A 26,902-nucleotide genomic window follows, 5' to 3' on the forward strand; every position below is an offset into this window, starting at 1 on the left:
CTCACCGCACGGTAACCGATTTGGCGAGTGAGCGTGGCTGGTCGATCTCGCGGCCGAGAAAGACAGCGCAGTAGTACGCGAGCATCTGACCGGTGACCAGGTGCAGCACCGGGTCGGCAATATCGTCGTGGTGGCAAGGAAGCGGGAGGTATTCCACAAAGTTCGCCAGATCGTCGGGTTCGGTGTCGGTAGGGCCGATTCCGATGACCGGCCCTCCGCGAGCGGCGATCTCGCTGACTGCGGCCAGGGTCGCGCCGTAGCGACGCGGCGCGGCGTGTGCGGACGGGAGCAGTGCGACGGTATGGAAGTTCTCGTCGATCAGCGAAATCGTGCCGTGTTTGACCATGCCCGCGGCCATACCCTCGGCGTGGTGGTAGTTGACTTCTTTGAACTTCAAGGCGCTTTCGCATGCGGTGGGGAACAGGATGCCGCGGCCGAGGAAGAACCAGTCGTTCACGTGACGGTAGGTCGCGGCCAGGGAGCGCACAGCGGCGCCGGTGGTGTCGATGAATCGGCGCAATGTGTGTGGCAGGCGGGTCAGCGACTCGGCGTGTCGATGATAGTCGGCGTCCGACAGCGTGCCATTGGTGCGGCCTGTTTCGAGGGCGAGTCGGGCCAAGAGCACAACCTGGGAGACGATGCTCTTGGTCGACAGCACACAGACCTCCGGGCCGGATCCTTGTTGCACCAGGTGAGTTGCGAGACGTTCCTGTGTGGAGTTCGGGACGTTGCAGATCGAGGTCACAATCGCTCCGGCTGCCACCGCCGACCGGCAGGCCTCGAGGGTGTCGAATGTTTCTCCGGACTGCGAAATGGCGATCACCGGGTCACCGGTGTGCAGCCGCATCAGATAGTCGGCTTCGTCGGCGGGCACCGCGACCGATTGCACACCCGCCAGAGAAGCCAGCAGATACGAGCCCATCGCCGACACGTAGTACGCGCTACCCGCGCCGAGCAAGGTGACCAGTCGATCACTCGGGAGGACGGTGTCGAGGCGGTCGGCGGGTAGTTCGAGTGCGGTGGTCGCCGCATCTGGAGTTTCGTGAATCTCCTTGATCATCCAGTGCGGATGATCACCCTTCTCGGCGCGGGTGTACCCATGGTCGATCGGTGTGTAGGCGCGAACCGCGCTACGCGGGCGTCCGTTGTGGCTGCGGGTGTGCACCTGAGCGCCGTCGGAGCGTAGGGCGACGATGTCACCGTCCTCCAGAACGAGCGCCGCGTCGGTGCCATCGAGGGCCATGTGATCCGACGCCAGTACACCACGCTCGCCATTGTGGGCGGCCAGCAAGGGGCTTTTGTGTTTTGCACCCCATACAGTGGTCGGGTCGCAGGTTGCGACGATTGCGAGTGCGTATTCCCCGGCGAGTCGACCTACGGTGGCTGCGATGGCGGTGACCATGTCCGAGCCGTTGCCGAGATGGCGGGCGATGAGATGGGCGGCGACTTCGGAGTCGGTGCCGGAGGTCAGGGTGATCCCGTCGGCTTCCAGTTCGCGGCGCAGCTGAGCATGGTTTTCGATGACGCCGTTGTGTGCGATCGCTACCCGGCCGTCGTAGGACAGGTGGGGGTGGGCGTTGGTCCGAGTGACGCCGCCGTGAGTAGCCCATCTGGTATGGCCGAGCGCCAGCGAAGCCGGCGGAATTCGATCGATTCCCCCGGCTGCGATGGCTCGGCCGATGGACCCGACGTCCTTGATCACCGTCAGCGCGCAGTCACCGAGGGTCGTCAGTCCCCACGAGTCGTAGCCGCGATATTCCAGGACTGCCAGTTGCCTCGCAGTGGCCCTGCCCACGTCGGTAGTCGGCGAGACCATCCCCACGATGCCGCACATAGTTCCTCCAGTGGTTGCCCCAGGTTGTGGTCGGGTGTCGGCGTTTGCGGATGCCGGCGCGTCCGGCCGTCGCCCATTGCGGCGATCAGCATGGTCGGTCGCAGATGGTCAGACTATTGCTAATTTATTGCTGAATAGCTGGCAACCGTGCCGATTTTGGGTATTCGGGCCAGGAAGATCTGGTTGAAGAATTCAATGCTACTGATTTGCCACAGTTTGATCTCGGATCGTGTTCCGGAGTGGCTCCGGACTCCTGCGATGGATAATTGCCGCGTGACGAGGATGGATCACCTCGCGCTGTTGAGCGCGTCTGCGGTCGACAGTATCGTCGCGGGTACGCCACAGACCGTCGGTACCTTCCGGTTCTGGTTCGCTACCCAACGCTGGGAATGGTCGGATGAGGTCGCCGCGATCTACGGTTACTCCGCGGGAAGCGCGCAGCCCAGCACCGAGTTGCTCCTGGCCCACAAGCACCCGGACGATCGAGAGTTGGTCGCGCACGTCGCGGCTGCCGCCCTACACGCGGGCGAGCCGTTTTGTGCACGTCATCGTGTGATCGACACCTCGGGACGAATACACCATGTCATCGTCGTCGCCGACCGGATACTCGACGAGGAGGACCTGGTGATCGGTGCGAGCGGATATGTCATCGACGTTTCCGACACCTTGGCCGAGAACCGGCGCGAGATCCTCGATGGCACTGTGCCGGAACTCGTCGAATCACGGGCGGTGATCGAACAGGCCAAAGGTGTGCTCATGGTCGTCTATGGCATCACCGCCGAGCAGGCATTCCGGGTCTTGCAGTGGCGTTCACAGGAAACCAACATCAAGTTGCGCACCGTGGCCCAGCGGTTGGTTGCCGCGATTGCCCGGACGGGTGGCATTCCGGCCGCGCAACGAACACGATTCGATCATCTGTTGTTGACCGTACATAGCGATCCCGCGACATCGGAGCACTGAGCCGATCGCGCGGCGGCCGCAGCGGCACTCACTCGCAATTGGCCAGTAGGTGTAGGAATGTCACTGGGACGATCGGCCATTCGGCGTGCCACCGTCCCTGTCGTTGGTCGTCCTCGAGCTCACGCAGAAGCGGACCGATCCATGGACTGTCATCCAGCAGCGGACGAACGAGCCCGGTGTCGGCACACGTGCTGATCACCGGTACCAGAGCACCCTTCGCGGCGTCGGTCTGCCCTGCCGCCGCCAAGCAGGTCGTGACCAGCAGTTGTGCGTGTACCGCGGCGCGTGGGCGTCCAGCAGCATCGATGGAATCGCGTAAGTGCCGGGCGCGGACGCAGGCAGCGGAATAGGCGTCGTCGGAGTCGGACCGCAACAGTGTCCGAATCGCGGAATCCGCGCACAGCTCCGCGGTCACCATGGCGATGCCGCTGTCTCCGACCGGTGGTTCGGTGGTGTAGTAGGTAGGACGCAACCCGAGCCGAATCTGCTCGTTGGCGATCCGGGCCGCCAGGCGCGGTAGCTTCATGGCCTGCGCGGCTTCGGCGCCCTCCTCCAAGCGGCGCGCGGCGGCAGGCAGATCACCGCGCAGGGCCTTGATCCGAGCCCCGGTGGCGTAGGTGGCCATCAGAAATTCGACCGGACCGCCTTCGGTGCCGACCGGGCCCGCGTCGTCCAACAGTCGCTCCGCTGCGGCGAGGTGGTCCCGGTCGTAGAGCAACTCACCGAGCATGACACCCGCCAAGCGTGCAGCATAGGACTTCGGCCCGGACGAGCGCGTGGCGATCTCCACCGCGGTTCGGAAGCTGCGCTCGGCTGCGGGGACATCGAGCTGTTCGCGTGCAGCCATGCCGACCAGGCATTCGCTGTACATCAAAATGAACGTGTTGTGGGTCTCGGGGTGGTACTGGGCTGCCCAATCATGCCATTCACACGCGGCGTGGTAGTCGAATCGGTAGACCGCGGAAAACGCGCCGAGATTCGCGGCCGTGCACAGCGTCCACGGTACGAGCGTGTCTGCGCGGGCCATACATTCATCGACCACGGCGTCCACACCGTCGACGTGGTCGGCGAACGCCCCCTCCACACATTCGATGAGGTCGGCCTCGACAGCGAGATCGGAGTCGGCGTCCGGGGATGTGCTGATTGCCGCACGGACCAGGCGCAGCGCGGCGTGTAGTTCGGAGGGGCGCCGCAGCAGAACGTTCGACCATGCGACTTCGATCTGCAAGAGCGGACGTGCGCCGGTGTCCTCGGGGGGGAGCTTGCCGACCAGCCCCAGCAGTGTCGCCAGCTGGGCGTCTTGCACGAGATCGCGTGCCTTCGCCTCGATGATGTCGACTGCGTACTCGCGGTCGCCGCAGGCCAACGCGTGATCGATGGCTTCGCTGAGCATTCCGTGGTCGGCGAACCAGGCCGCCGCCGCGCGGTGGAGTTCGACTACCTGCTCGGGCCGATCACGTTCGAGGCGTTGCCGCAGGAAGTCGGCGAACAGATGGTGGTAGCGGAACCATTCGCCGCCGTCGTCGGTCCGGTGCAGGAACAGATTGCGTCGTTCGAGATTCTCCAGCAAGGTCTGTCCCTGCGGAATACCGGTCAGCGCGGTGGCGAGGTTGCCGGAGATCTGTTCGGGCAGTGAGGTTTCGAGCATGAGCTCGAGCACATCGGGCTCCACGGTATCGAGTACGTTTTCGGCCAGATACTCGGTGATGGTGTGATGGCGTCCGGACAGATGTCGGATCAGGGTTGTCGGGTCGGGATGTTCGCGTAGCGACAACGATGCAAGCTGCAACGCGGCCGCCCAGCCTTCGGTGCAGTCGCGCAACCGGGCGCTGTCCTCGTCGTCCAACCTCACGCCGCTGTGTCCGGCGAGAAACGCACGAGCCTCGTCGTCGTCGAAACGTAGGGCGGTGGAGTCTATTTCGACCAGATCATGCTGGACCCGCATCGTGCCCAGCGGCAAGCCTCCCAGGGAGCGTCCGGTCAGGATGATCTGCAGATCAGGGCAGCTCTGGTCCACCAGGAAGTTCAGGGCAGAGACCGCGGGGGGATCGATGACGCGATCCCAATCATCGATGACCAAGGCGAATCGTTGCCCACGAGCAAGAACGGAGTCGACCAGTGTGGTGAGCGTTTCGCGCGCGTCGCTGTCGCCCTCTTCGAGCATCGGGGTGAGCTCGGGCGCCAACGTCGGGTCGGCGCGGTTGAATGCTTCGACCAGGTGTGTGAGTAGCCACACGACGTTGTTGTCGTCGCGGTCGGCGTTCATCCACACCACCAGAACGCCCTCGGTTTCGGCCAGCTGCCGGGTCCACTGGGCCGCCAAGGTGCTCTTGCCGAACCCGGCAGGGGCATGGATGACCGCAAGCTGCGGACGCGGCTCGGTTTGCAGTGCCCCGATCAGCCGGTCGCGCTGGACCAGGCGGCGGGTGGGGACGGCGGGACGAAACTTCGTGTCCAGGCTGCGTGGCGTCCCGTAGCGGAGCGAAGGGGAATGCGGAGTGGTGCCGAAGGTGCGAGGGCCGGGCTCGTCGGCAGCCGGCTGATTGTCGGAGGGGAGGGTCATGTTCGCGATCGACACGCCGTTGTGGCGTTGGATATTCCGTAGCAATTCCCCGAACGCCGCGGCCGAGGGCGGGCGGTCCGCGGGGCTGCGTGACATGCCGGCTTCGATGACAGCGCAGATGTCGTTGGGGATGCCGTCGGGTCGCAGATCGGGAAGCGGGTCGGCGGAGATCCGCAGGAACTGCGCGACGATCTGCTCGCCGGATCGACGTTCGTACGCTGCATGCCCGGTGATCATGGCGAACAGGGTCGCACCGAGCCCGTAGACGTCGGAGGCCACAGACGGAATACCGGAGTGCAGGACTTCGGGTGCGGTGAATGCGGGCGAGCCGGTGACCACGCCGGTCGTGGTTTCGAAACCCCCTTCGATCCGGGCGATCCCGAAGTCCGCGAGCTGCGGCTCACCGTAGTCGGTGAACAGAACGTTTCCCGGTTTGATATCCCGATGGAGTATTCCGGTGCGGTGCGCGGTCTCGAGGGCGCCGGCCAGCTTGATGGCGACATCGATCGCTTCAGGCGCTGGAAGCACACCATCTCGGCGGATGCGGTGGTCCAGGGAACCATGAGAGTGATAGGGCATGACCAGGTAAGGGGATCCGCCGCGGGTGGTGCCTACCTGCAGGATCGGGACAATGTTCGGATGTCCGGACAACGCGCCCATCGCCTGTTGTTCGCGCACGAATCGTTCAATGTTCTCCACTTCGAGATCGAACCGCGCCGTGAGCACCTTGACCGCCACACTGCGATTCAGTGAGCGTTGGCGACATCGATAGACCACCCCGAACCCGCCCTTGCCGACTATCTCGGGGTCGTCGAATCCCTCGCCCTCCAGTTCCTGCTCGATTCCTGAAGGTCGATCGTGCTGTGTAGCGAAGGGATCCCAACTGGTCATGGTAATTGCTCTGTGTCGGATGGCAGCTCTGTGTCGGATGGCAGCTCTGGGTCGGATGTCGCTGGGTCGGATGTCTACGGTTCTGCAAACGAACACCTAGTTTATGCCTGGTTGGTGCCGGGCTGGTTTCCTGTCGCCGGCGATGGCCGATACGCCCGAATCCAATGCGCTATGAAATGAATCACACCGCTGTGGCCGTGTGGTTCAGTGGTGCGTGTTCGAGTGTTCACTCGAATTGGGCGTGCTCGCTTCCGCGGGTAACTGGTGACGGTGAGTACGAGGCGGTGGTACCGAATTCGCGCTATGCGAACGTCGGTAGGTCGGCAACTCGGGGGAGTCGGAATCGGTTGCGGCCGACGCGCTCTGGATAATCCGGAATCCGGAGCCCTTGACAGATGAAATGCGGACGCAATTTTGCATTCTGCCATCAGGGCGTGCATGTTCCCGTTAGCCTTGTTGCGACAACCAATCCGATGACCGGGATTATCGAATCGAGAGCCAATTATGTTGGTACAAAGAACATGGGTGCCGGGCGGACCGGAGGCTGCGCGGTGACCGCGCCGACAGTCGGTGAGCTGCCGACGGCATCGCAATTGTTGTGTGCATTCCAGGGGCGTCGTTACCAAGACCGGGAACTTCTGCGGTCGGCGCATGCACTTGCCATGGTGCACCAGCATCGCGCGCGGGTATGGGATGCCACCATGATCACCGAAATCGACCATCGGCGTGCAGAGCTTGTCGACGATATCAACGACTGGGTCGCTCAAGAGATGCCACAGCATCGCAGCGGGACGTCACTGCATACCGAAAGTCTCGGTGCGGTGGTGGACCGGATGGCGCGTAGTTGGGTGTGTGCGAATCACATCATTCACGCCGAAGGCGCGCGCAGCGACAATACCCATAAACATTGGTATCAGTTGGCCGAACTCGTCGACGGTTACACCGACCTGGTGACCGACGTGGTCGGCGGCCGTCGCCGTCTACCAGAACAATAACCTCCTCGAGGCGGTGATCCGGCCGCGGTGGTCATGCCATTCCGCGGCCCGAGCCCCAATGGTTCGGCCCCGCGGGTCACCATGTCGACGGTGATCGTCGTCGCATCGACGGGGCGCGCGGCCCGAGCCGCGCTTCATCGGCCAGCGTTCGGCGACCGAGCGTTGGCCGATCCTGCGGCGGACTGTCGGCGTCGATCAACTGGTCCGATTACGCTGTTCGCTATGTCCGTCCGTACCCGCAAGCCCCTCGTTCCCGGCGTTCTGTCGCCCACCCGTGACGTTCCGCGCGCTATCGAGCGCCCGGAATACGCGTGGAAGAAGACTGCGGACGAGGGGCACGAACCGTGGGTACAGAGTGCGGAGACCATCGAGAGGATGCGGGTCGCCGGCGCGATCGCTGCGCAGGCGTTGGAAGAAGCGGGCAAAGCGGTTGCGCCCGGTGTCACGACCGATGATCTGGACCGCATCGTGCACGACTACCTGTGCGATCACGGCGCGTACCCATCGACTCTGGGTTACAAGGGATTCCCGAAGTCCTGCTGCACGTCGCTGAACGAAGTGATCTGCCACGGCATCCCGGATTCCACGGTGATCGAGGACGGTGACATCGTCAATGTCGATGTCACCGCATACCACCACGGCGTGCATGGAGATACCAACAAGACCTTTCTCGCCGGCGACGTCGACGAGCAGGTGCGGCTGCTGGTCCAGCGGACCGAGGAAGCCACCATGCGGGCCATCAAGGCGGTCCGCCCAGGTCGTGCCCTCAACGTGATCGGCCGGGTGATCGAATCGTTCGCGAATCGGTTCGGCTACGGTGTGGTCCGCGACTTCACCGGCCACGGTGTCGGTCCCACGTTTCACAGTGGCCTGGTCGTCTTGCACTACGACCAGCCGCAGGTGGAGACGGTCATCGAACCGGGCATGACCTTCACCATCGAGCCGATGATCAACCTCGGCGGTATCGATTACGAGATCTGGGACGACGGCTGGACCGTCGTGACCAAGGATCGCAAGTGGACCGCACAGTTCGAACACACTCTGGTCGTCACCGAGTCGGGGGCCGAGATTCTGACTCTGCCGTGACCCGCCACGGGGACGCGTCCGCGGCCGGTGCAGGCGCCGTGTGATGAGGGGCTCGTTGCTGGTCGCGGGCACTACCTCCGACGCAGGCAAAAGCGTCGTAGTGGCCGGAATCTGCCGCATGCTGACTCGGCGCGGCGTGCGTGTTGCGCCATTCAAGGCGCAGAACATGTCCAACAACTCCGTGGTCACGCTCGATGGCGGGGAGATCGGCCGGGCGCAAGCCCTGCAGGCACGAGCGTGCGGTCTGGAGCCGAGCGTCCGGTTCAATCCTGTCTTGCTCAAGCCGGGAAGCGACCGACGTTCTCAGTTGGTGGTACAGGGGAGGGCCGTCGGCACCGTGGGTGCCGAAGACTACCTTCACCACCGACACGAGTTGCGTGCTGTCGTGGCGGCCGAGCTCGACGCCTTGCGCGCCGACTTCGATGTGGTGATCTGTGAGGGCGCCGGATCGCCTGCCGAGATCAATTTGCGAGCCACCGACCTGGCGAACATGGGTCTGGCGCACGCCGCTCGCCTGCCGGTGATATTGGTCGGCGACATCGACCGTGGCGGTGTGTTGGCGCACCTGTTCGGCACCCTTGCCATCCTGTCGCCGGCAGACCAGGCATCGATCTCGGGTTTCGTGGTGAACAAGTTTCGTGGCGCGGTCGAATTGTTGCAGCCCGGCCTGGACCGGCTCACCGAACTCACCGGCCGTCCGGTCCTCGGCGTCCTGCCCTACGCCGAGGATCTCTGGATCGACGCCGAGGATTCGCTGGGTACTCTCGCCGACGCGCCGGTCGGTCGGCCGCAACCACCGGTGGGCGCCGAGTGGCTGACCGTTGCGGCGATTCGGCTGCCACGGGTATCCAATTCCACCGATATCGAGGCATTGGCCTGTGAGCCGGGCGTTGCCGTGCGCTGGGTGAGCGACCCCTCCCGGCTGGTGGGCGCTGATTTGGTCGTGGTGCCCGGCAGCAAGGCAACGGTGTCGGATCTGCGGTGGTTGCATCGCACGGGAATCGCCGCCGCGCTCCGGTCGCGTGCTGCGGCCGGGGGGCCGATCCTGGGGATCTGTGGCGGCTACCAGATGCTCGGCACCCGGATCGTCGACCATGTCGAGTCCGGCGAAGGCGCGGTGGGCGGGCTCGGGGTGCTCGACATGACCACCGAGTTCGCCGAGTCCAAGGTGTTGCGGCGCAGTGTGGGGTACGCCGAGGGGATCGCCGTGAGCGGCTACGAGATCCACCACGGTCGCGTAACCCGACGCGGCGACCCGGCCTGGATGACCATCGACGGTGCGCCGGAGGGGAGTGTTCGCGGTTCGATATGGGGCACCCACCTGCACGGATTGCTGGAATCCGACGACTTGCGTCGAAGCTGGCTGCGTGCGGTCGCCGCGGCTGCTGGCCGGTCCGGATTCGTCGTCGCCGAGGACGTGTCGGTCGCGCGGGTGCGTGCCGCGCAGCTGGATCTGTTGGCCGACCTGATAGAAGACCACCTCGACGTCCCGGCGATCGAGCGTTTGCTGACGACAGGGAAAGCCACGGACCTGCCGACTCTGGTCACCGACGCTATTGCTCACCCTGAGCACATGGATCGACGGCTCACCCTGAGCACATGGACCGACGGTTCACCCTGAGCACATGGACCGACGGCTCACCCTGGGCACATCGACGACCGTCGTGTGCGGGGGATCGTGGCCAGCGCTCGTGTCCCGTAGTCCGTGTAGCGTGACTCGGTATGAATCCTCGGCGGATCGCGATGGGTGACCGGGCGTGGACCGTTCGGATCGACGGACCGCGGTCACCGCACAGCGTGTTTCTTCTTCCCGCATCGGATGATTCGGCGGATGTCTACGACCCGGTGTGCGCTCGGCTGCACACTTCGGATCTAGGAACGTTCGCCATGGAATCGATCACGGGCCTCGGCCCTGCCGACGTGACCGCGATACTGGATGAACTCGGACTGTCATGGGTGAACCTCGCCGGACGGGGGGCGGGCGCCGAACTGGCCTGGCAGGCGTGCGCGCGTGGGTTCGGCAGGTTCCAGAGTTTGGTCGTCGCCGACCGTGGCCACCCGGCCGCCCCCGGTGTGGACGGCTCGGTCCTGGATGCGTCGACCGGCCCGGTGGAGGTGCCGACCACGGTGCTGGCCACCAAGAATCTGCCGCGCTCGGTGGCCGAGGGCTCCGCCCGGTTCGTCTATGGCGAATTCCGGGTGGTCGAGGTCGATGTCGCCGATGTGGCGACCGAAGCCGAGCACGAGCTGGCCACCGAGATCGTGCTACGAACCAGCCTCTGGTAGTCGAGCGTTCGCCGCGGCACGATAGCCCGCGAGCCAGGTCAGCCAGCTGTCCACTTCGGCGAACGCTCGAGCCAACGGCTGTGGGCCGGACAAGAACACGTCGTGCTTGGCGCCTTCGATCGGCACGATGTTCGTCCGGTCGCCCAAGCAACCCGACCAGCGTTGGATCTGTCCGACATCGAGGACGGCGTCGGCGACATCCACGGCAGGACTGTACTTCCGGGCGAATTTGGTGGTGCGAGAACGCAGTATCAACGACGGCACCCCGATATCCAACCCCTTGTGTAGTCGGGCGTGCCCATGGCGGATGGCGCGCAGCCAACCCAGCCGCACCGGGAAACTGCGCAACGGCTTCCAATCCAGGTTGTAGTCCCATTCGCCCGATGCCGATCGGTGCAGACTGTCTCCGTAGGTGCTGATCGTGTTGCTGCCGGGTACGCTCGACAGCTTCCGAAAACGCCCTACCGCCTTGATGAGCGATGTTCCGACGGTTCGGACATACGACGGCCCCTGCAGGTCGAACCATGGGCTGTTGAGCACCAAACCTGTGATCCCCGCCGCAGCTGTGCCATGGCGACGATTCAATCGGTCCAGCCACAGCGCAACGATCAGGCCGCCGGTGGAATGGGCGGTGAGCACCACCGGCGCCCCGGTCTCGGCGCGGACGATCCGCAGCGCCTCGGTCAGCTCTTGGTCGTAGAAAGCGAGATCGGTCACAAAGTGCGGGGTGTGGCCCGGCAAGAGTGACCGACCGCATTTCCGCAGGTCGAGCGCATAGAACTGGAAACCGCGGGCCGCGTAGTACTCGGCAAGGTGTTCTTGGAAGAAGTAGTCGGTGAATCCGTGCGTGTAGAGCACCGCGCCTGCGGTGTGTTCGACGTCGCCCGAGGGCACGTAGCGCACCAACGTGGCAACCGCATCGCCTTCTCCGTCGGGATCGGGACCCAGCGGCAGGGTTCGTTGCTGGTAGTGCGGACCTAGGGCATCGGGAAGCCAGCCCGCACCATTCGGAGACGTTCCGACCGGCTCGGCAGGCGACTGTTGGTGTGTCACACATCCAACTTATGGGACGTCGGATCCGGACGACAGCACCCGTCTGCCGGGAGCTCGTGCCCCTTTTCTGCTATCGAAGTGACGATGGTCTCTGTCGCATTTCGCACATTGGATGGGTTGGTTGCGCACAGCCGACGCAGCGAGGTGCACAATTGGGCCTAGGTGAACGGCGGGTAACCTGACTCCGCCGCGCTGTTCGGGGCCGGTCACCACTGGACCCGAGTCGCAACCCGATATCGTGCCCAGGCAGGTCCCTCCGCCCGGTGGGCCTGCGCAGAAGGACAAGGAAGTCGATCTACCTGTGCCGAACGCTGCCCTGATTGAAAAGACCGATGTAGTACTCATCGGTGCCGGCATCATGAGTGCCACTCTCGGCGCGCTGCTGCGGCAGCTGCAGCCGGACTGGTCGATCTCCCTGTTCGAGCGGCTCGACGCCGCCGCGGGAGAGAGTAGCGACCCGTGGAACAACGCGGGCACCGGACATTCCGCCCTGTGCGAGCTCAATTACAGCCCCCAGAATCCCGACGGATCGGTGGACATCGGCAAGGCCGTCGACATCAACGAGCGCTTCCAGATCTCCCGCCAGTTCTGGTCCTATGGCGTAGAGAACGGCATCCTCGGCGATCCGTCCAGCTTCATCAACCCGATACCGCATGTCAGCTTTGTCCACGGTGCCGACAATGTGCGGTACCTGCGCGCACGGTACGAGGCGCTGGCTGCGCATCCATTGTTCGAAGGCATGGAATTCATCGATGATCCCGATGAGTTCGCTCGACGCTTGCCGGTGATGGCCCGCGGCCGCGACTTCTCCGATCCGGTCGCGTTGAACTGGACCGATGGCGGCACCGATGTCGATTTCGGCGCGCTCACCCGGCAACTGCTCGCTCATCTCGGTGCGAGCGGGGCGGATTTGGCCTTCGGTCACGAGGTGCAGGACCTGTCCCAGCAATCCGACGGTTCCTGGCTGGTCACGGTACGCAATCTCCGCACCCGTCGCACGCGCAGACTGGTGGCGGCATTCGTCTTCGTCGGTGCGGGCGGCGGTGCACTTCCATTGCTGCAGAAAGCGAACATCGGCGAGGCCAAGGGATTCGGCGGCTTTCCGATCAGTGGCCAATTCCTGCGGTGTGTCGATCCCGCGCTGATCGAACGGCACCAAGCCAAGGTGTACGGCAAGGCTGCGGTCGGAGCGCCGCCGATGTCGGTGCCGCACTTGGATACTCGCGTCATCGCAGGGCGACCAGGACTGTTGTTCGGTCCGTATGCGGGATGGACGCCGAAGTTCCTCAAGGACGGTAAGAACTCCGATCTGTTCAAGTCGGTCCGCCCCGACAACATCCTGTCGCTGCTCGGAGTGGGCGTCACCGAGTTGGGGCTGGCCAAGTATCTGGTCGGTGAGCTGCTGGAGTCCGGAGCGGGCAAGGTGGCGACCTTGTCGGAATTCGTCCCGCGCGCCGAGGCGCGGGATTGGGAACTGATCACCGCGGGGCAGCGCGTGCAGGTCATCCGCCGCAAAGGTGCCGGCGGCGTGCTCGAGTTCGGCACCGCGGTGATCGCCGCGCAGGACGGCAGCATCGCGGGACTCCTCGGTGCTTCGCCGGGCGCGTCGACCTGTGTCACGGCCATGCTCGACGTACTCCAGCGGTGCTTCCCGCGAGAGTACGATCTGTGGAAGCCCCAGTTGCGGGCCATGGTTCCCTCCTTGGATGTGCGTCTGTCGGACGATCCGAGGCTGTTTCGCGAAGTGTGGGACTGGACGTCCAAGGCGTTGAATCTCGACAGCGGTGGCAACACGCAGTCACAGGGCCGGGTCGCGACGAACCCCTAGGTGTGGTAGCAAGACGCGATGATGTCAACGGTTGCCCTCAAACGGTCATGGGCGCAGGATCTCGACACTGCCACGCTCTATCAGCTGTTGAAGCTTCGCGTCGAAGTCTTTGTCGTGGAGCAGAAGTGTGCCTATCCAGAGCTCGACGGCAGTGACCTGCTTCCCGAGACTCGACACTTCTGGCTCGATGACGAAGGTGAGGTCATCGCCACGTTGCGGCTGTGTGAGGAACACCGCGGCGGTGTGAAGAGTTTCCGCATCGGGCGGCTGTGCACCGCGGTGCCGGCGCGAGGACACGGTTATACGACGAGGTTGCTCCAGGCGGCATTGGCAGAGGTCGGTTCGGGCACGGTACGGCTGAACGCGCAGACCTACCTGGTCGATTTGTACAGCAAACACGGGTTCAAGGTCGATGGTCCGGAGTTCGACGCAGATGGCATCATCCATGTGCCGATGCGCAAAGGTGGAGCCTGAGATCGTCGCCGATGTGCGGCGGGCCCGCAGCGAAGCCGTGACGCGACGAGTTCGGTGCCGCGGTGACGAATCGCGGGGTGCTGGTGTCGGCCGCACGGCCGGGCATGCCTAGAGTTGGAACGTGCCCCTGTCCTCTGCCCAGCCCACTGTCGAGCCGGCTCTACCCTCGGTCGAGACTGCTCAACCCTCTGTCGAGACTGCTGAGCCGACAGTCGAGACGTCGGAGTCCGATCGCTCGCACCCACCGCGGACCAGTTCGGACGCTCCGGTCGGATTCCCCTTTTCGGCGGTTGTGGGGCAGCAACAATTGCAGCTGGCCTTGATTCTCTGCGCGGTGCATCCGGGAATCGGCGGTGTGTTGGTGCGTGGTGAGAAAGGCACCGCCAAGTCGACCGCTGTGCGTGCGTTGGCGCACTTGTTGCCACCGGTGACGGACACCACCGGGCTGCGGCCCGCTCGGTTGGTGGAGCTACCGGTGGGCGCGACCGAGGACCGAGTGGTCGGCTCGCTGGACCTGGAGCGGGTTCTGCGTGATGGAGAGCAGGCCTTCCGTCCGGGTCTACTTGCTGCCGCGCACCATGGTGTGCTCTACGTGGACGAGGTGAACCTGCTGCACGACCATCTGGTGGACGTGCTGCTCGATGCTGCTGCCATGGGCCGCGTCCATATCGAACGAGACGGTGTCTCACACTCGCATCCAGCACGTTTCGTGCTGGTCGGCACCATGAATCCAGAGGAAGGCGAGCTGCGCCCGCAACTACTCGACCGGTTCGGGCTGACCGTGGACGTGGCGGCCTCGCGCGAGGTCGACGTACGAATGGCGGTGGTGCGTCGCAGGTTGGACTACGAGGCCGATCCCGCCGCGTTCGCGACACGGTATGTCGATGCCGACCGAGCAGTGGCGCAGAACATTCGGGCCGCCCGCGACCGAATCGACCGCGTGGTGCTCGACGACGTGCAACTGTGCCGGATCGCTGCACTGTGCGCGGCGTTCGAGGTCGATGGAATGCGCGCAGATCTGGTGATCGCCCGGACCGCGACCGCGCACGCCGCATGGCGTGGCGGCACGGAGGTCACCGCGGATGATGTGCGCGTGGCGGCAGAGTTGGCACTGCCGCACCGTCGACGGCGGGATCCATTCGATGAACCAGGTGTCAGCGAGCAACAGCTCGACGAGGCGATGCGTGCCGCGGACGAACACGCACGCGATACTCGACAATCACCGCCGCCGGCGGAAAGCGCCCCGCCCGAGGACGGATCCGACACCGGTGACCACGATCCCGATGGTGGTCCCGATGATCCTTCCCCACCGGATGGGCCCAGCGGTGGTGCAGCCGGCGAACAGCGCAGTGCCGCCCCGGCTTCGGGAATGGCGCCACCGCGTTGGGAGGTTCCCGGTGTCGGTGAGGGCGCCCCAGGGCGACGTTCTCGCGCCGAATCGCGTCACGGGCGGATCGTGCGTTCGAGTGCGGACGCCACCGGGCTGCATGTGCTCGGCACAGTAGTTGCCGCGGCGCCACATCAGCGGCTGCGCGGACGAGAGCAGGGACCGTTGCGCTTGGCTGCCACCGACCTGCGCGGCGCGTATCGCGAAGGGAGGGAGGGCAATCTGGTCGTCTTCGTGGTCGACGCATCGGGCTCGATGGCCGCGCGCGACCGGCTGTCGGCCGTAACCGGTGCGGTCGTGACCGTGCTGCGGGATGCCTACCAGCGACGCGACAAGGTTGCCGTCGTCAGCGTGCGTGGCGAGCAGGCCGAACTGGTTTTGCCGCCGACTTCGTCGGTCGAGATCGCGGTGCGCCGGTTGTCCAGGATGCGCACCGGCGGAAAGACACCGCTGGCAGCTGGGCTCCTGCGTGCGCGTGAGGTGGTGCGGCGCGAGCGGATTCGGGACCCGCGCCGCAGACCGATTCTGATCCTGCTCACCGACGGTCGCGCCACTGGCGGCGCCGACCCGGTGTCCCGTGCGCGGACGGCCGCCGCACTGGTGGCGCGCGAGGAGATCGCTGCGATCGTGGTCGATTGTGAACGCGGCATGGTTCGCCTCGGGCTCGCCGCCGAGTTGGCCCGCCACCTCCGCGGCGGGTATCTGAGATTGGAAGAATTGACCGGAGATTCGGTCGCGGATGTCGTCCGGAAGCACTCCGGTGCTGGGCGAGAGCGGCCGGTCAGAGCAGCCTGAGGCCTCGCAGCGGCGTCGCTCGACAGACGCGCGTAGAGGTGCCCGCGTGCGCAGGTGGCTTTCGGCGGTGCCGACCGACCGGGTGCTGGGGCGGGCGAGTGACACGGAATGAGGAGACTGGATGCCCAAGGGGATTCCGGCGGCGGTGCCCGACGACGGGCTGACCACCCGCCAGCGCCGTCATCAGCCGGTGCTGGCGATACACACCGGCCCGGGTAAGGGAAAATCGACAGCCGCGTTCGGGATGGGGTTGCGGGCCTGGAATCAGGGCTTCGACGTCGCAGTCTTTCAGTTCGTGAAAAGTGCCAAATGGAAGGTGGGCGAGGAAGCGGCGTTTCGTGCCCTGGGTGCGCTGCACGAGCAAACCGGGGCGGGGGGTCCGGTCGAGTGGCACAAGATGGGCGAGGGCTGGTCGTGGGCTCGTAAATCGGGAACCGAGCAGGATCACGCCGCCGCGGCGCGCGCCGGCTGGCGTGAGATCGTTCGCCGCTTGAACGAGCAACGGCACCACTTCTACATCCTCGACGAGTTCACCTATCCACTCGAGTGGGGGTGGGTGGATGTCGCGGAGGTCGTCGCCACCCTCCAGGACCGCCCGGGTCGGCAGCATGTCGTGATCACCGGCCGTCGCGCTCCCCAGCCGCTGATCGACGCTGCCGACATGGTGACCGAGATGACCAAGGTCAAGCACCCCATGGACGCTGGGCGCAAGGGGCAGCGGGGCATCGAATGGTAGATGTTGGTGACGGCCTGTGCAGCCGGCTTGCGCGATGTCGCGCTGCGGTGTCGGGCAGGGCTCGACCGTGAGCGCGGCCGTGGTGATCGCCGCCCCCGCGTCGGGCAGCGGAAAGACCACGGTCGCCACCGGCTTGATCGGTGCGCTGCAGCGAGCGGGGCATCGAGTGGCGCCGTTCAAAGTGGGCCCCGACTACATCGATCCCGGCTATCACGGTGTCGCGGCTGGACGTCCTGGGCGCAATCTGGACCCCGTCCTGGTGGGTACGCAGCTGGTCGCACCGCTGTATCGGCACGGCGCCCGCGGCTGCGACCTGGCGGTGGTCGAGGGAGTGATGGGGCTGTTCGACGGCCGGATCGGCGAGCAGCACACCGATCCGGCGGCAGAAGGGTCGACGGCGCACGTAGCAAAGTTGCTGGGCGCCCCGGTGATCCTGGTTGTGGATGCTCGCGGCCACAGTCAGAGTGTGGCGGCCCTGCTACACGGATTCGCCACTTTCGACAGCGGTGTCCGGCTGGCTGGTGTGATCCTCAACCGGGTCGGTAGCGAACGACACGACGAGGTATTGCGCGCGGCGTGTGAGCGCGTCGGACTACCGGTGCTCGGATCACTGCCGCGCCTGGCGGGGTTGGAAGTGCCATCTCGCCATCTGGGCCTGATCCCCGCCGTGGAACACGGCCCTGCCGCCGTGGCGGCAGTCACGGCGATGACAGATCTCGTTGCCGCCCATGTCGACCTGCACGCGGTCGTGGCATTGGCGCGGTCACCGGTCACCGGGCCGGCATGGGATCCCGCCGCGGCCGTGCTCGACCCCGATCGTGCCGAGAGTTCCGAGCGTCCAGCCGGGAGCGTTCGGGTCACCGACGACGGCGTCGACGGTCCGCGGCCGGTGATCGCCATGGCGGGCGGCGCAGCATTCACCTTCGGGTATACCGAACATCGAGAGATGTTGGCGGCGGTCGGAGCGCACGTCGTGGTATTCGACCCGCTGCACGATCCGCTGCCGACCCATACGGCAGGCTTGGTACTGCCCGGTGGCTTCCCCGAGGAGCATGCAGCACAGTTGGCAGCCAACCGTGGGCTCTTGCGTACGGTGGCGCAGGCGGCGCGGCGAGGAATGCCGGTGCACGCAGAATGCGCCGGGCTGTTGTATCTCACCCGATCGGTCGAGGGACACTCCCTTGCTGGGGTGGTCGACGCCGACGCAGAGTTCGGATCTCGGCTGGTTCTGGGCTATCGCGATGCCGTGGCGCTCGAGGATTCTGTTCTGTGGAAGGCCGGCGAGCGGGTGCGTGGGCACGAATTCCATCGCACGCATCTGGTCTCGGCGCCGTCGGCGCCCGCTGCATGGGGGTGGCGAGGTAGCGACGGGCAGCGGGTCGGTGAGGGTGTAGCGGTTGGCGCTGTGCATGCGTCCTACCTGCACACCCATCCGGCTGCGACTCCAGCTGCGATCCGCCGCTTCGTCGCCGCTGCCGCTGCCTACGGCCGGGCGCGTGTCCCGACGTGAGCTGGCCGTCGGAATCGGCATTCGTCGGGGAACCGACGAAGATACGATTCGGGCGGCGGTGCGCGCGGTGGTGGGTCGGCAGCGTGTCGCCTGCCTGGCGACCATCGACCGGCGTGCCGACGACTCCGGGCTTCGGGCTGTTGCCGCGTCGTGGGGCGTGCCGATCGTCTCCTATCCGGCGCACGAACTGGCGCGCGTGCCGGTACCGAATCCCTCCGCGCGCACGGCCGCTGCACTCGGCACAGCGAGTGTCGCCGAAGCGGCAGCGCTGCTGGCCGGCCGTGGCAGTCTGGTGATCGGCAAGACCACGATCCACGCCGTGGTGATCGCCGCGGCCGTCGTCCGGGAATCGCCGGTCACCGCGACCGACCGCTGATCGGCCGCCGGCGCGTGCACTCACCGTCGGCGTGGTATCGAGCGTTCCCAGTCGGTTGCCGGTGTCGGGAATCCAGGCCGTAGGCTCGCTCCTTGTGCCGAACACGTCAGACGTAGCGCAAGACCAGCCGACCGGCGACCCGAACTACCTCGTCGGGCTCGATCTGCACGGGCGGCGTGTCGTCGTGGTCGGTGGGGGCACCGTCGCGCAGCGTAGGTTGGGCCTGCTGATCGCCTCCGGCGCCGACGTGCAGGTGGTCAGTCGTGCGGTCACGCCCGCCGTCGAGGCAATGGCAGCGGCGGGGCAACTCACCGTCGCACTGCGTGACTATGTCGACGGTGACCTCGACGGCGCCTGGTACGCGATCGCCTGCACCAACGAACCCGAGACCAATGCAGCAGTGGTGTCCGAAGCGACCCGGCGGCGGATCTTTTGCGTGCGGGCCGACACGGCGCGGCTGGGCACCGCCGTGACTCCGGCCACCGCGCGGTACGACACACTGACGCTCGGGGTATTGGCCAGCGGGCAGCACCGACGCTCGGCAGCGGTGCGTACCGCACTGCTCGAAGCGCTGCAATCCGGCGTGGTCACCGACGATTCCACGCCGATCACGCCGGGCGTCGCGCTGGTCGGCGGCGGACCGGGCGATCCCGATCTGATCACTGTGCGCGGACGGCGGTTGCTGGCCCGGGCCCAACTGGTCGTCGCCGATCGACTCGCGCCACCGGAATTGCTCGCCGAACTCGGTCCCGAGGTCGACGTGGTCGACGCCGCGAAGATTCCATACGGGCGAGCGATGGCGCAGGAGGCGATCAACACCGTCCTGATCGACGGCGTGCGGGCAGGCAAGTTCGTCGTGCGGCTCAAAGGTGGCGACCCCTACGTGTTCGGCCGCGGCTACGAGGAAGTCGAGGCATGCGTCGCCGCCGGCGTCCCGGTGACGGTGGTGCCCGGGGTGGCCAGCCCCATTGCGGTGCCTGCCGCAGCGGGGATACCGGTGACCCACCGTGGTGTCACGCACGAGTTCGTGGTCGTGAGCGGGCATGTTCCACCGGATCACCCGGATTCCCTGGTGGACTGGCCAGCCCTGGCCCGGCTGCGCGGCACGGTGGTGCTGATGATGGCAGTGGAACGGATCGAGCAGTTCGCCTCTGCATTGCTGGCCGGTGGACGCTCGGCCGAAACGCCTGCCACCGTTGTTCAGGAGGGCACCCGGCGCACGCAGCGCGTGTTGCGAGCCGACCTGGGCACCATCGCCGCGCGCGTACGCGCGGAAGGCATCCGCCCACCCGCCATCGTGGTGATCGGCCCCACTGCCGGATTTGCCATCACGTCCCCGCTCGACGCTCATTGACCTCTGCCCACTCGGCGGGACAGCGCACCCACACGTCGAGTCGACTCGCGGGCCCGGCTGGCGCTGAATTGGAGCGGCAGAACCTCGAGATCATCGGCTGCGACGCTGCGACGCACCTGCGGTTTCGGCTGGTGCATGGTGGATCATCCCTGATCAGCGGACCTATTTCGAATAGTAGGGTTGATCGATGTTTCGGCTACAGTGACTCACCGTGCTATCCGATCCCGCTGCGACGATGCAGTATCCCGTGACGCAGCGGGCCTTTGGGCTCGCCATTCTGGTTCTGAGCGGATTGCAGCTCATGGTGGTGCTCGATGGCACCGTGGTGATCTTCGCGCTGCCGCGGCTGCAAGCCGAGATGGGCCTGTCCAGCGCGGGAAGCACCTGGACGGTGACCTCCTATGGGCTTACCTTTGCTGGATTGATGCTGCTTGGCGGGCGCCTGGGCGACACCTGGGGGCGTAAGCGCATGCTGATTGCTGGCGTGGCGTTGTTCACCCTGGCGTCGTTGGTGTGTGGGCTCGCGCAGAACGAAGCCATGCTGCTCGCGGCTCGCGCCGTCCAGGGCGCGGGCGCGGCCGTCGCCGCGCCGACCGCGTTCGCGCTGGTGGCTACGACATTCGCGCCCGGGAAGGCGCGCAATCAAGCGATCGCAATCGTCGGTTCAATGGTCGGTGTCGGCTCGGTCGGTGGTTTGGTGGTCGGCGGCGCGTTGACCCAGTTGTCGTGGCGGTGGATCTTCCTGATCAATGTCCCGATCGGATTGTTGATCATTCTCGGCGCGGTACGCGAGCTCGCCGATACCGAACACCATCGTGCCGCGCTGGACGTGCCGGGTGCGATACTCGGCACCATCGCGTGCACCGCCATCGTGTTCGGCGCGACCGAAGGGCCGGAGTTGGGGTGGGGCCACCCCGCCATCGTGGGTGCGTTGATCGCTGGTGTCGTGCTGTTGGCCGTGTTCGTGGTGGTGGAGGGCCGGGAGAAGGATCCGCTGCTGCCGTGGTCGCTGTTCGACAGCCGTGATCGCGTCGCCACGTTCCTGCTGATCTTCTTGGCCGGAGGCATGCTCGGGGCGATGACATTCTTCGTGGCGCAGTTCATGCAGAACGTCGTGGGGTACGGACCTCTGCAGGCTGGGCTGGCGGCCATCCCGTTCACCATCGGCATCGGCGTCGGCGGTGCGCTGGCATCCAAATCAGCGCTGTTCGTCGCGCCACGGTGGCTACTTGCGGCCGCAGCCGCCATCCTCGGCGTGGGGCTGTTGTTCGGTTCCACGCTCGACCATGGCGTCGGCTATGTCACGACACTGTTGCCGCTGCTGATCGGCATCGGCATCGGAGTCGGCGTGGCGATGGTGCTCGCCCCATTGTGCGTCCTCGTCGGAGTGCCGCCGAACGATATCGGCCCGCTGGCCGCGGTCGGGCAAATGTTCATGAACCTCGCGGCACCGATCGTCATCGGTCTGCTCGCGCCGGTCGCCGCCTCGCGCACACTCTCGCTCGGCGGCAGAACCGGACCGGTCGCAGATATGACACCAGAAGAGATCGCAGCGCTCAGCAGCGGCTACACCCTGGTGCTGTTCATGTGCGCCATGCTCGCAGTCGCGGCCGGACTGGTCGCACTGACATTGCGTTTCACGCCAGAGCAGTTGGCGAAGGCACAGCATGCGCAAGAAGAGGCCCAACAAACATGAGCCGCGGCGTCCCGAACAGGCCTATGGGAACCGTAGACGTTCAGACGATGATCGCCAGTTCTGTGGGTGAAACGATCTCGGCGCGCAGCCCAGCTCTGCTCGCCACCCGGGCGACACCACGCACGTCGACGGGCTCGGCCCTCGTGAGCACGAGCGAGCGAGCCAGCAAGCCCTTGTAGCGCTTGTTGAAGTGACTCAGCACTGTGCGTGCGCCGTCCGGGGCTTCGGTGAGCACGTTCACCGTCACCGCATCGGGTAGTCGGCCGAGTTGCCGATAGATTCCGGAGCGCAGGTCGACCACGAGATCGCCGGCTGTCTCGGCGTGTAGTGCGGCGGTCAGGTCCTTGCGCCACAGTGCCGACAGCGAGCCCACGCTGGGCAGGACGGTGTTGCCCGACAGCCGATAGGCGGGAATCGAGTCACCCGCGCGGACGGCGCCGAACAAGGCCGAGCCGATGGCCAACCGAGCGTGCGCCTTGGCCCGTTGCCCAGTGGTGAACGAGGGCGCATCCAGTGCGTCGTAGAGCACACCGCAGTAGCGATCCAGCGCCGGGCGGGTGGGGGAGGTACGCAGGGCCGCGTTGCGGACGATCTCGGCATGCGCCCCGGCGCCCAACTTCAGCGCCACGCGGGCGCGGTCCGGGTCGGCGGCAAGCCGGATCAGCTCGTCGAGCAGTTGCTCACGAACTGCGCCGAGCTGGGGCATCGCCAGCGAGTCCAGAGCGAGGGGCGCCCCGGCGCCGCCGTCGGATTTCCGTTCGGACGGAGGCAACAACACCAGCATGGGCCACTACGGTAGTGCGTCACGACCGGCGATCGGCGTCGGCATACCGGTGCAGTGCATGGAGTTGCCGTACAGGTCCGACGCTGTCGTGAACAGAATCCACGTTCGCTGCTGCGAGATCGACGCGCCCCGTCCACGCGGCGGCTACCCGCTGGTAAGTTAACCACCATGACAAGCACCCCCGCGCGCCTGTTCAACCCCGCCGGCTACGACCCGCACCAGTTCGACGCCGAGACGCGCCGGTTGCTGCGCGCCACGATCGAATGGTTCGAAAGTCGGGGTAAGCAGCGACTGCTCGCAGACGATGCAGATGCGGTGTGGACGGCCGACTTCCTCGACTTCGTGAAGAAAGAGAAGCTGTTCGCTACGTTCCTCACTCCCGCGGCCTATGCCGAGGGCGACCCCGATCGGCGCTGGGACGCCGCCCGCAACGCGGCCTTGTCCGAGATTTTCGGGTTCTATGGCTTGGCGTATTGGTATGCCGAGCAGGTGACGATTCTCGGTCTCGGCCCGATCTGGCAGAGCGACAACGAGGACGCCAAGAAGCGTGCCGCGACGGATCTGTCCGCTGGTGAGGTGATGGCATTCGGTCTGTCCGAACAGACGCATGGCGCCGACATCTACAACACCGATCTGGTGCTCACCCCGACCGAACCCGGAAGCGCTGATGCCGAGGCCGGTATTCTGTTCCGCGCCAACGGCGAGAAGTACTACATCGGAAACGGCAATGTCGCCAGTATGGTGTCGGTGTTCTCCCGACGTGCCGATCTCGACGGCGCGGACGCCTATGTGTGGTTCGTCGCTGACTCGCGTCACGAGAACTACCGCCTGCTGGGCAATGTCGTGCACGAGCAGATGTACGTCAGCACCTTCCGGCTGGACAACTATCCGGTTCGCGCCGAGGACATCCTGCACACCGGCCCGGAGGCGTTCTCGGCAGCGCTGAACACGGTCAACGTCGGCAAGTTCAATCTCTGCCACGGCGGCATCGGCATGGTCGAGCACGCCTTCTACGAGGCGATCACACATGCCGACAATCGCGTTCTCTACGGTCACGCGGTCACCGAGTTTCCGCACGTGCGCACCAATTTCGTCGACGCCTACACGCGTATTCTCGCGATGAAGTTGTTCAGCGACCGTGCCATCGACTATTTCCGCAGCGCAAGCCTGGACGACCGGCGCTATTTGCTGTTCAACCCGATGACCAAATCCAAGGTGACCTCCGAGGGCGAGACGGTCATGACGTTGCTACTGGATGTCCTGGCCGCCAAAGGGTTCGAGAAGAACACCTATTTCGCCGAGGTACGGCGAATGATCGACACCTTGCCTCGACTGGAGGGCACGGTACACGTGAACGTCGGTCAGATCCTGAAGTTCATGCCGAACTATCTGTTCAATCCGAAGGACTACCCGGAGATCGGGACTCGGCAGGATGCGTCCGACGACGCATTCTTCTGGCGGCAGGGCCCGGCGCGCGGCGCGGGCAAGGTGCAGTTCGCCGACTGGACCGCCAGCTACGCCGAGCATGCCCACATCCCCAATGTAGGACGGTTCTTCGAGCAGGCGCAGGCGCTGCGTTCGTTATTGACGACCGCAGCGCCCGACGCCGACCAGCAGAAGGATCTGGACTTCATGCTGACCATCGGCCATCTGTTCTCTCTGGTGGTCTATGGCCAATTGATTCTGGAGCAGGCTGCGCTCACCGATCTGGACGATGCATCGGTCGACCAGATCTTCGACTTCCAGATCCGCGATTTCAACCTGCACGCCACCACGTTGTACGGCAAGCCATCGGCTACCGCGGACCAGCAAGGCTGGGCGGTATCCGCACTGCGACGGCCGGTGGACGACCGTCAGCGCTTCGACCGCGTGTGGGCGGAAGTGGCCTCCTACAACGGCGCCTACGAGATGCGACTGTAGGAGTCCGCCTTTCGCCCGTACCTCGACTCGGGAGGCGCCGGAATCAACCTCCGCCGCCACCCCCGCCGTCGCCGCCACCGCCGCTGTGGCCGCCACCGTCGCCACCGCCGCTGTGACCGCCACCGTCGCCACCGTCGCTGTGGCCGCCACCGTAGCTGTAGCCGCCGCCGGACCCCGCCGCGGCATATCGGTTGTCTTGGCTGCCGAGCCAGCGTCGCCTGCGCTGGTCGAGAGAAACGCTGGTGTCCTCTGTCTGCTTGCTCAGCGTGGCGAGCAGACAGAGTATCGCCACGGCGAAGCACGCCACGGTGTACCAGAGGTTGCCGACGGGAGTGCCCTGCGGTGTCGAACCCGCTGTGGCATCGAAGAAGTCCGGCAACGCGGTCACCCATAGCAGCGCCATCACGCCCAGGTACACCGCGCCGTAGACTTGGACGAACCTGTTGGTGTAGCGCGGTTGCTCTGCGTGGTCGTCGCGTCGTAGCCGCAGCCACTGACGCGACAGTATCGCCACAGCGACAACGGAGACGACGACCAGTTCGGCGGCGTAGAGTACGCCGCGCACGGTGGTGGACCCCATCCCGAATACCGTTGCCGGAAGCGGCAGTATCGCGGTGCCCAGCGAAGCGAGCACGCCGATGACCGCGGTCCGCCATACCAGTTGCAATCCGGAGAACGTTCGCCCTGCATCGACATGGCGTCCGACGAAGAATTGGACGCACAACGCCAGAGACATGGGCCACAACGCAGCGAAGACGACCACGCTCGGCAGCGGTACCGAATCGAACATCGGCTGGTTGATCGGGTGATCGGTCGACCATGCCCACCAGCGCAATTGCGGGCCGAGGTGATCGAAGATCTCATAGAACGCGTGGTGGACGAAACCTACGCAAGCAGCGCCCAACACGACCCCGTATCGACGGAATATTCCCAGCATTCTAACTATTTCGAAGGCGATGGTCGCCATGAACGGGTAGAACGCGACGATATAGAGCGGGAGTCGGCCCCACAAGAACTCCACGGTGAAGACATTGTGCACGAACATGGTGTCCACGTGCGCGTCGATGCCGAACGCCGCGGGGAAGTACAACGGGGGCTCGATGACGAACAAGTAGGCACTCGCGCCGAACCAGAGCACGAGGTTGGTGGGATCTCCGTGCCGGCGTAGGCGCACGATCGCGTAGACGAGCGCGAGGACCGCTCCGATGACGATCGTGAATTCCAGGACGGGCAGGGTCCAGTTCTCCAGCGCCGCTGGGTTTCGTATCTCGACGAGTCCTCCGGCCTCTTCACAGGAGAAGCCGAGCTCGGTCGAGAGCCGGTCGAAGGTGGATGCGCAACGATCGGTCATCGATTCGACTCCTTGGCCGCTGTGTACCACCGCGTGACGTCATATCCGGCTGCATGGCGTTCGAACCACTCGCTGGCCAGTGCGGGCAATTTTTCGTGGCCCGGGTTGTGGTTCGGTAGCTGACTGCGGACTATTCCGGTCAAGGCGACGAGTTGCTCGCGCAGCGGCAGATGGTCGAATGCGCGCGCCATCGGGCCGTGGTCGTGCGCCCGCAGCATTGGCAACCAGGTGCGTAGCCGCTGCATGTAGCGATACGACGCAAACATCGCCAAAGCGTCGATCCTGCGGTCTGCCAGAGGAACGTGCTCGTTGAAGCCTTCGCACGCCACCCGAATGACCCGCATCACATGCCGAAAGATCGAGGGCGCCATACGCATTCGGTACAGGTCGCTGCCGATCGCGGATTGGAAGATGATGAGTGCGGAGCTTCGGTGTTCGACTTCTTCGACGAAATGCCAGATGAACAAGGAGGCAACGCGATCATCTCCGGGGCGGAAGAGTGACGCGTCGTTGTCCAGCATCAATTTGAACACCGGCGTGAAGGTTGCCTCCAGATCGGCGGTGTAGGCGAGTCGATAGTCGACGGGAGTGGTGCTCGTCAGGTGATCGAACTGCGCGATCACGTTGTCGAGTGTCTCCTGCAACCCCGGGTATCGCTTGATCAGGCCGCTGACATGCTGGCGGTGGGCCGTGGAGTGTTGTCCCTCCTGGCGCATGAAGGCGTCGGCTTCCTCGACCACCTCCGGGTCCGAGATCAGCGGTATCGCCTCCCGAACCATGTTCACGACCATCTTCTCGAAGCCGATTGCCAGGAAGGACACCGCGTTGGCCATGGACGAGAACGCCGGATTCTCCTCGTTCCATAGATAGGGCACGTCGTAGTCCGCGAAGCCGAATCGCATCTTTCGGACATGGAGTTCGGTCATGTGGTCACACCTCGTTGTCGACGATCATTCGGCTGTTGCGGACGTTCGGATTCGGCGAAGCCCGATATCAGACAAATCATACAACTGATGGATGGAA

Annotated in this window: 19 protein-coding genes and 1 pseudogene; 14 read left to right on the forward strand and 6 right to left on the reverse strand. The window is 65.2% G+C overall.

Annotated elements, in window-relative coordinates:
* Position 1: 1 nt before the first annotated feature.
* Complete coding sequence (gene glmS, locus K940_RS26915; RefSeq protein WP_036527450.1) at positions 2-1,834, reverse strand: glutamine--fructose-6-phosphate transaminase (isomerizing); 1,833 nt, start codon at positions 1,832-1,834, stop codon at positions 2-4.
* Positions 1,835-2,116: 282 nt separating this feature from the next.
* Between glmS and K940_RS26920 the strand changes: the two genes are divergently transcribed.
* Positions 2,117-2,794, forward strand: coding sequence for a PAS and ANTAR domain-containing protein (locus K940_RS26920; RefSeq protein ID WP_036527453.1), 678 nt, complete (start codon positions 2,117-2,119; stop codon positions 2,792-2,794).
* A 28-nt stretch (positions 2,795-2,822) separates the two neighbouring features.
* Here K940_RS26920 and K940_RS0104410 read toward each other — a convergent pair whose 3' ends face one another.
* The gene (locus K940_RS0104410; RefSeq protein ID WP_028476535.1) at positions 2,823-6,248 is read right to left on the reverse strand and encodes a serine/threonine-protein kinase; all 3,426 of its coding nucleotides are present in this window, start codon (positions 6,246-6,248) and stop codon (positions 2,823-2,825) included.
* Positions 6,249-6,799: 551 nt separating this feature from the next.
* Here K940_RS0104410 and K940_RS0104415 point away from each other — a divergent pair.
* The 4 genes from K940_RS0104415 to K940_RS0104430 all read left to right on the forward strand — a co-directional run bounded on the left by K940_RS0104415 (position 6,800) and on the right by K940_RS0104430 (position 10,615).
* Positions 6,800-7,243, forward strand: coding sequence for a DUF4254 domain-containing protein (locus tag K940_RS0104415; RefSeq protein ID WP_036527538.1), 444 nt, complete (start codon positions 6,800-6,802; stop codon positions 7,241-7,243).
* A 222-nt stretch (positions 7,244-7,465) separates the two neighbouring features.
* The gene (gene map, locus K940_RS0104420) at positions 7,466-8,329 is read left to right on the forward strand and encodes a type I methionyl aminopeptidase (protein WP_028476537.1); all 864 of its coding nucleotides are present in this window, start codon (positions 7,466-7,468) and stop codon (positions 8,327-8,329) included.
* Between the two features lie 43 nt (positions 8,330-8,372).
* Positions 8,373-9,950 (forward strand): cobyric acid synthase, encoded by a 1,578-nt coding sequence (locus tag K940_RS26925; RefSeq protein ID WP_051406864.1) that lies wholly within the window; start codon positions 8,373-8,375, stop codon positions 9,948-9,950.
* Between the two features lie 101 nt (positions 9,951-10,051).
* On the forward strand, positions 10,052-10,615 hold the full coding sequence (locus K940_RS0104430; RefSeq protein ID WP_028476538.1) for a hypothetical protein: 564 nt from the start codon (positions 10,052-10,054) through the stop codon (positions 10,613-10,615).
* On the opposite strand, the gene K940_RS0104435 is transcribed toward K940_RS0104430, so the two are convergent.
* Positions 10,595-11,668 (reverse strand): alpha/beta hydrolase, encoded by a 1,074-nt coding sequence (locus K940_RS0104435; RefSeq protein ID WP_028476539.1) that lies wholly within the window; start codon positions 11,666-11,668, stop codon positions 10,595-10,597. The two genes, K940_RS0104430 and K940_RS0104435, sit on opposite strands and share 21 nt — an antisense overlap.
* 301 nt (positions 11,669-11,969) lie before the next feature.
* Between K940_RS0104435 and mqo the strand changes: the two genes are divergently transcribed.
* From mqo to K940_RS0104485, 8 genes are all read left to right on the forward strand, one after another.
* On the forward strand, positions 11,970-13,496 hold the full coding sequence (gene mqo / locus K940_RS0104440; protein ID WP_036527455.1) for a malate dehydrogenase (quinone): 1,527 nt from the start codon (positions 11,970-11,972) through the stop codon (positions 13,494-13,496).
* 18 nt (positions 13,497-13,514) lie between these two features.
* A complete protein-coding gene (locus tag K940_RS0104445; RefSeq protein ID WP_028476541.1) occupies positions 13,515-13,970 on the forward strand; it encodes a GNAT family N-acetyltransferase in 456 nt (151 codons plus the stop codon).
* Positions 13,971-14,262: 292 nt separating this feature from the next.
* Positions 14,263-16,152 carry a VWA domain-containing protein gene (locus K940_RS26930; protein WP_051406865.1) on the forward strand — a complete coding sequence of 630 codons (1,890 nt, stop codon included), beginning with the start codon at positions 14,263-14,265 and terminating at the stop codon, positions 16,150-16,152.
* A gap of 121 nt (positions 16,153-16,273) precedes the next feature.
* Positions 16,274-16,888 carry a cob(I)yrinic acid a,c-diamide adenosyltransferase gene (gene cobO, locus K940_RS0104460; RefSeq protein WP_028476542.1) on the forward strand — a complete coding sequence of 205 codons (615 nt, stop codon included), beginning with the start codon at positions 16,274-16,276 and terminating at the stop codon, positions 16,886-16,888.
* 34 nt (positions 16,889-16,922) lie between these two features.
* Complete coding sequence (locus K940_RS0104465) at positions 16,923-18,398, forward strand: cobyrinate a,c-diamide synthase (RefSeq protein ID WP_036527547.1); 1,476 nt, start codon at positions 16,923-16,925, stop codon at positions 18,396-18,398.
* Positions 18,385-18,774 carry a cobalamin biosynthesis protein gene (locus tag K940_RS26935; RefSeq protein WP_231390236.1) on the forward strand — a complete coding sequence of 130 codons (390 nt, stop codon included), beginning with the start codon at positions 18,385-18,387 and terminating at the stop codon, positions 18,772-18,774. The genes K940_RS0104465 and K940_RS26935 overlap by 14 nt, the downstream gene beginning before the upstream one ends.
* 94 nt (positions 18,775-18,868) lie before the next feature.
* The gene (gene cobA / locus K940_RS0104475; protein ID WP_028476544.1) at positions 18,869-20,128 is read left to right on the forward strand and encodes a uroporphyrinogen-III C-methyltransferase; all 1,260 of its coding nucleotides are present in this window, start codon (positions 18,869-18,871) and stop codon (positions 20,126-20,128) included.
* 235 nt (positions 20,129-20,363) lie between these two features.
* The gene (locus K940_RS0104485; protein ID WP_028476545.1) at positions 20,364-21,824 is read left to right on the forward strand and encodes an MFS transporter; all 1,461 of its coding nucleotides are present in this window, start codon (positions 20,364-20,366) and stop codon (positions 21,822-21,824) included.
* 40 nt (positions 21,825-21,864) lie between these two features.
* Here the strand turns inward: K940_RS0104485 and yaaA are convergent, their stop codons facing one another.
* Positions 21,865-22,608: a peroxide stress protein YaaA gene (gene yaaA, locus K940_RS0104490; protein ID WP_028476546.1), complete on the reverse strand. Its 744-nt coding sequence runs from the start codon at positions 22,606-22,608 to the stop codon at positions 21,865-21,867.
* 168 nt (positions 22,609-22,776) lie between these two features.
* Between yaaA and K940_RS0104500 the strand changes: the two genes are divergently transcribed.
* Complete coding sequence (locus K940_RS0104500; RefSeq protein WP_028476547.1) at positions 22,777-24,528, forward strand: acyl-CoA dehydrogenase family protein; 1,752 nt, start codon at positions 22,777-22,779, stop codon at positions 24,526-24,528.
* A gap of 259 nt (positions 24,529-24,787) precedes the next feature.
* Here K940_RS0104500 and K940_RS26940 read toward each other — a convergent pair.
* Together K940_RS26940 and K940_RS0104510 are read right to left on the reverse strand one after the other, a co-directional pair.
* Positions 24,788-25,879: pseudogene (locus tag K940_RS26940) on the reverse strand (hypothetical protein); the annotation flags it as partial.
* Entirely contained in the window at positions 25,876-26,805 is a 930-nt protein-coding gene (locus K940_RS0104510) for a metal-dependent hydrolase (RefSeq protein ID WP_028476548.1), read from the reverse strand. The pseudogene K940_RS26940 and the gene K940_RS0104510, both read right to left, overlap by 4 nt.
* Positions 26,806-26,902: the final 97 nt, after the last annotated feature.

It is taken from the genome of Nocardia sp. CNY236 (assembly GCF_000482385.1).
Classification (GTDB): Bacteria; Actinomycetota; Actinomycetes; order Mycobacteriales; family Mycobacteriaceae; genus Nocardia.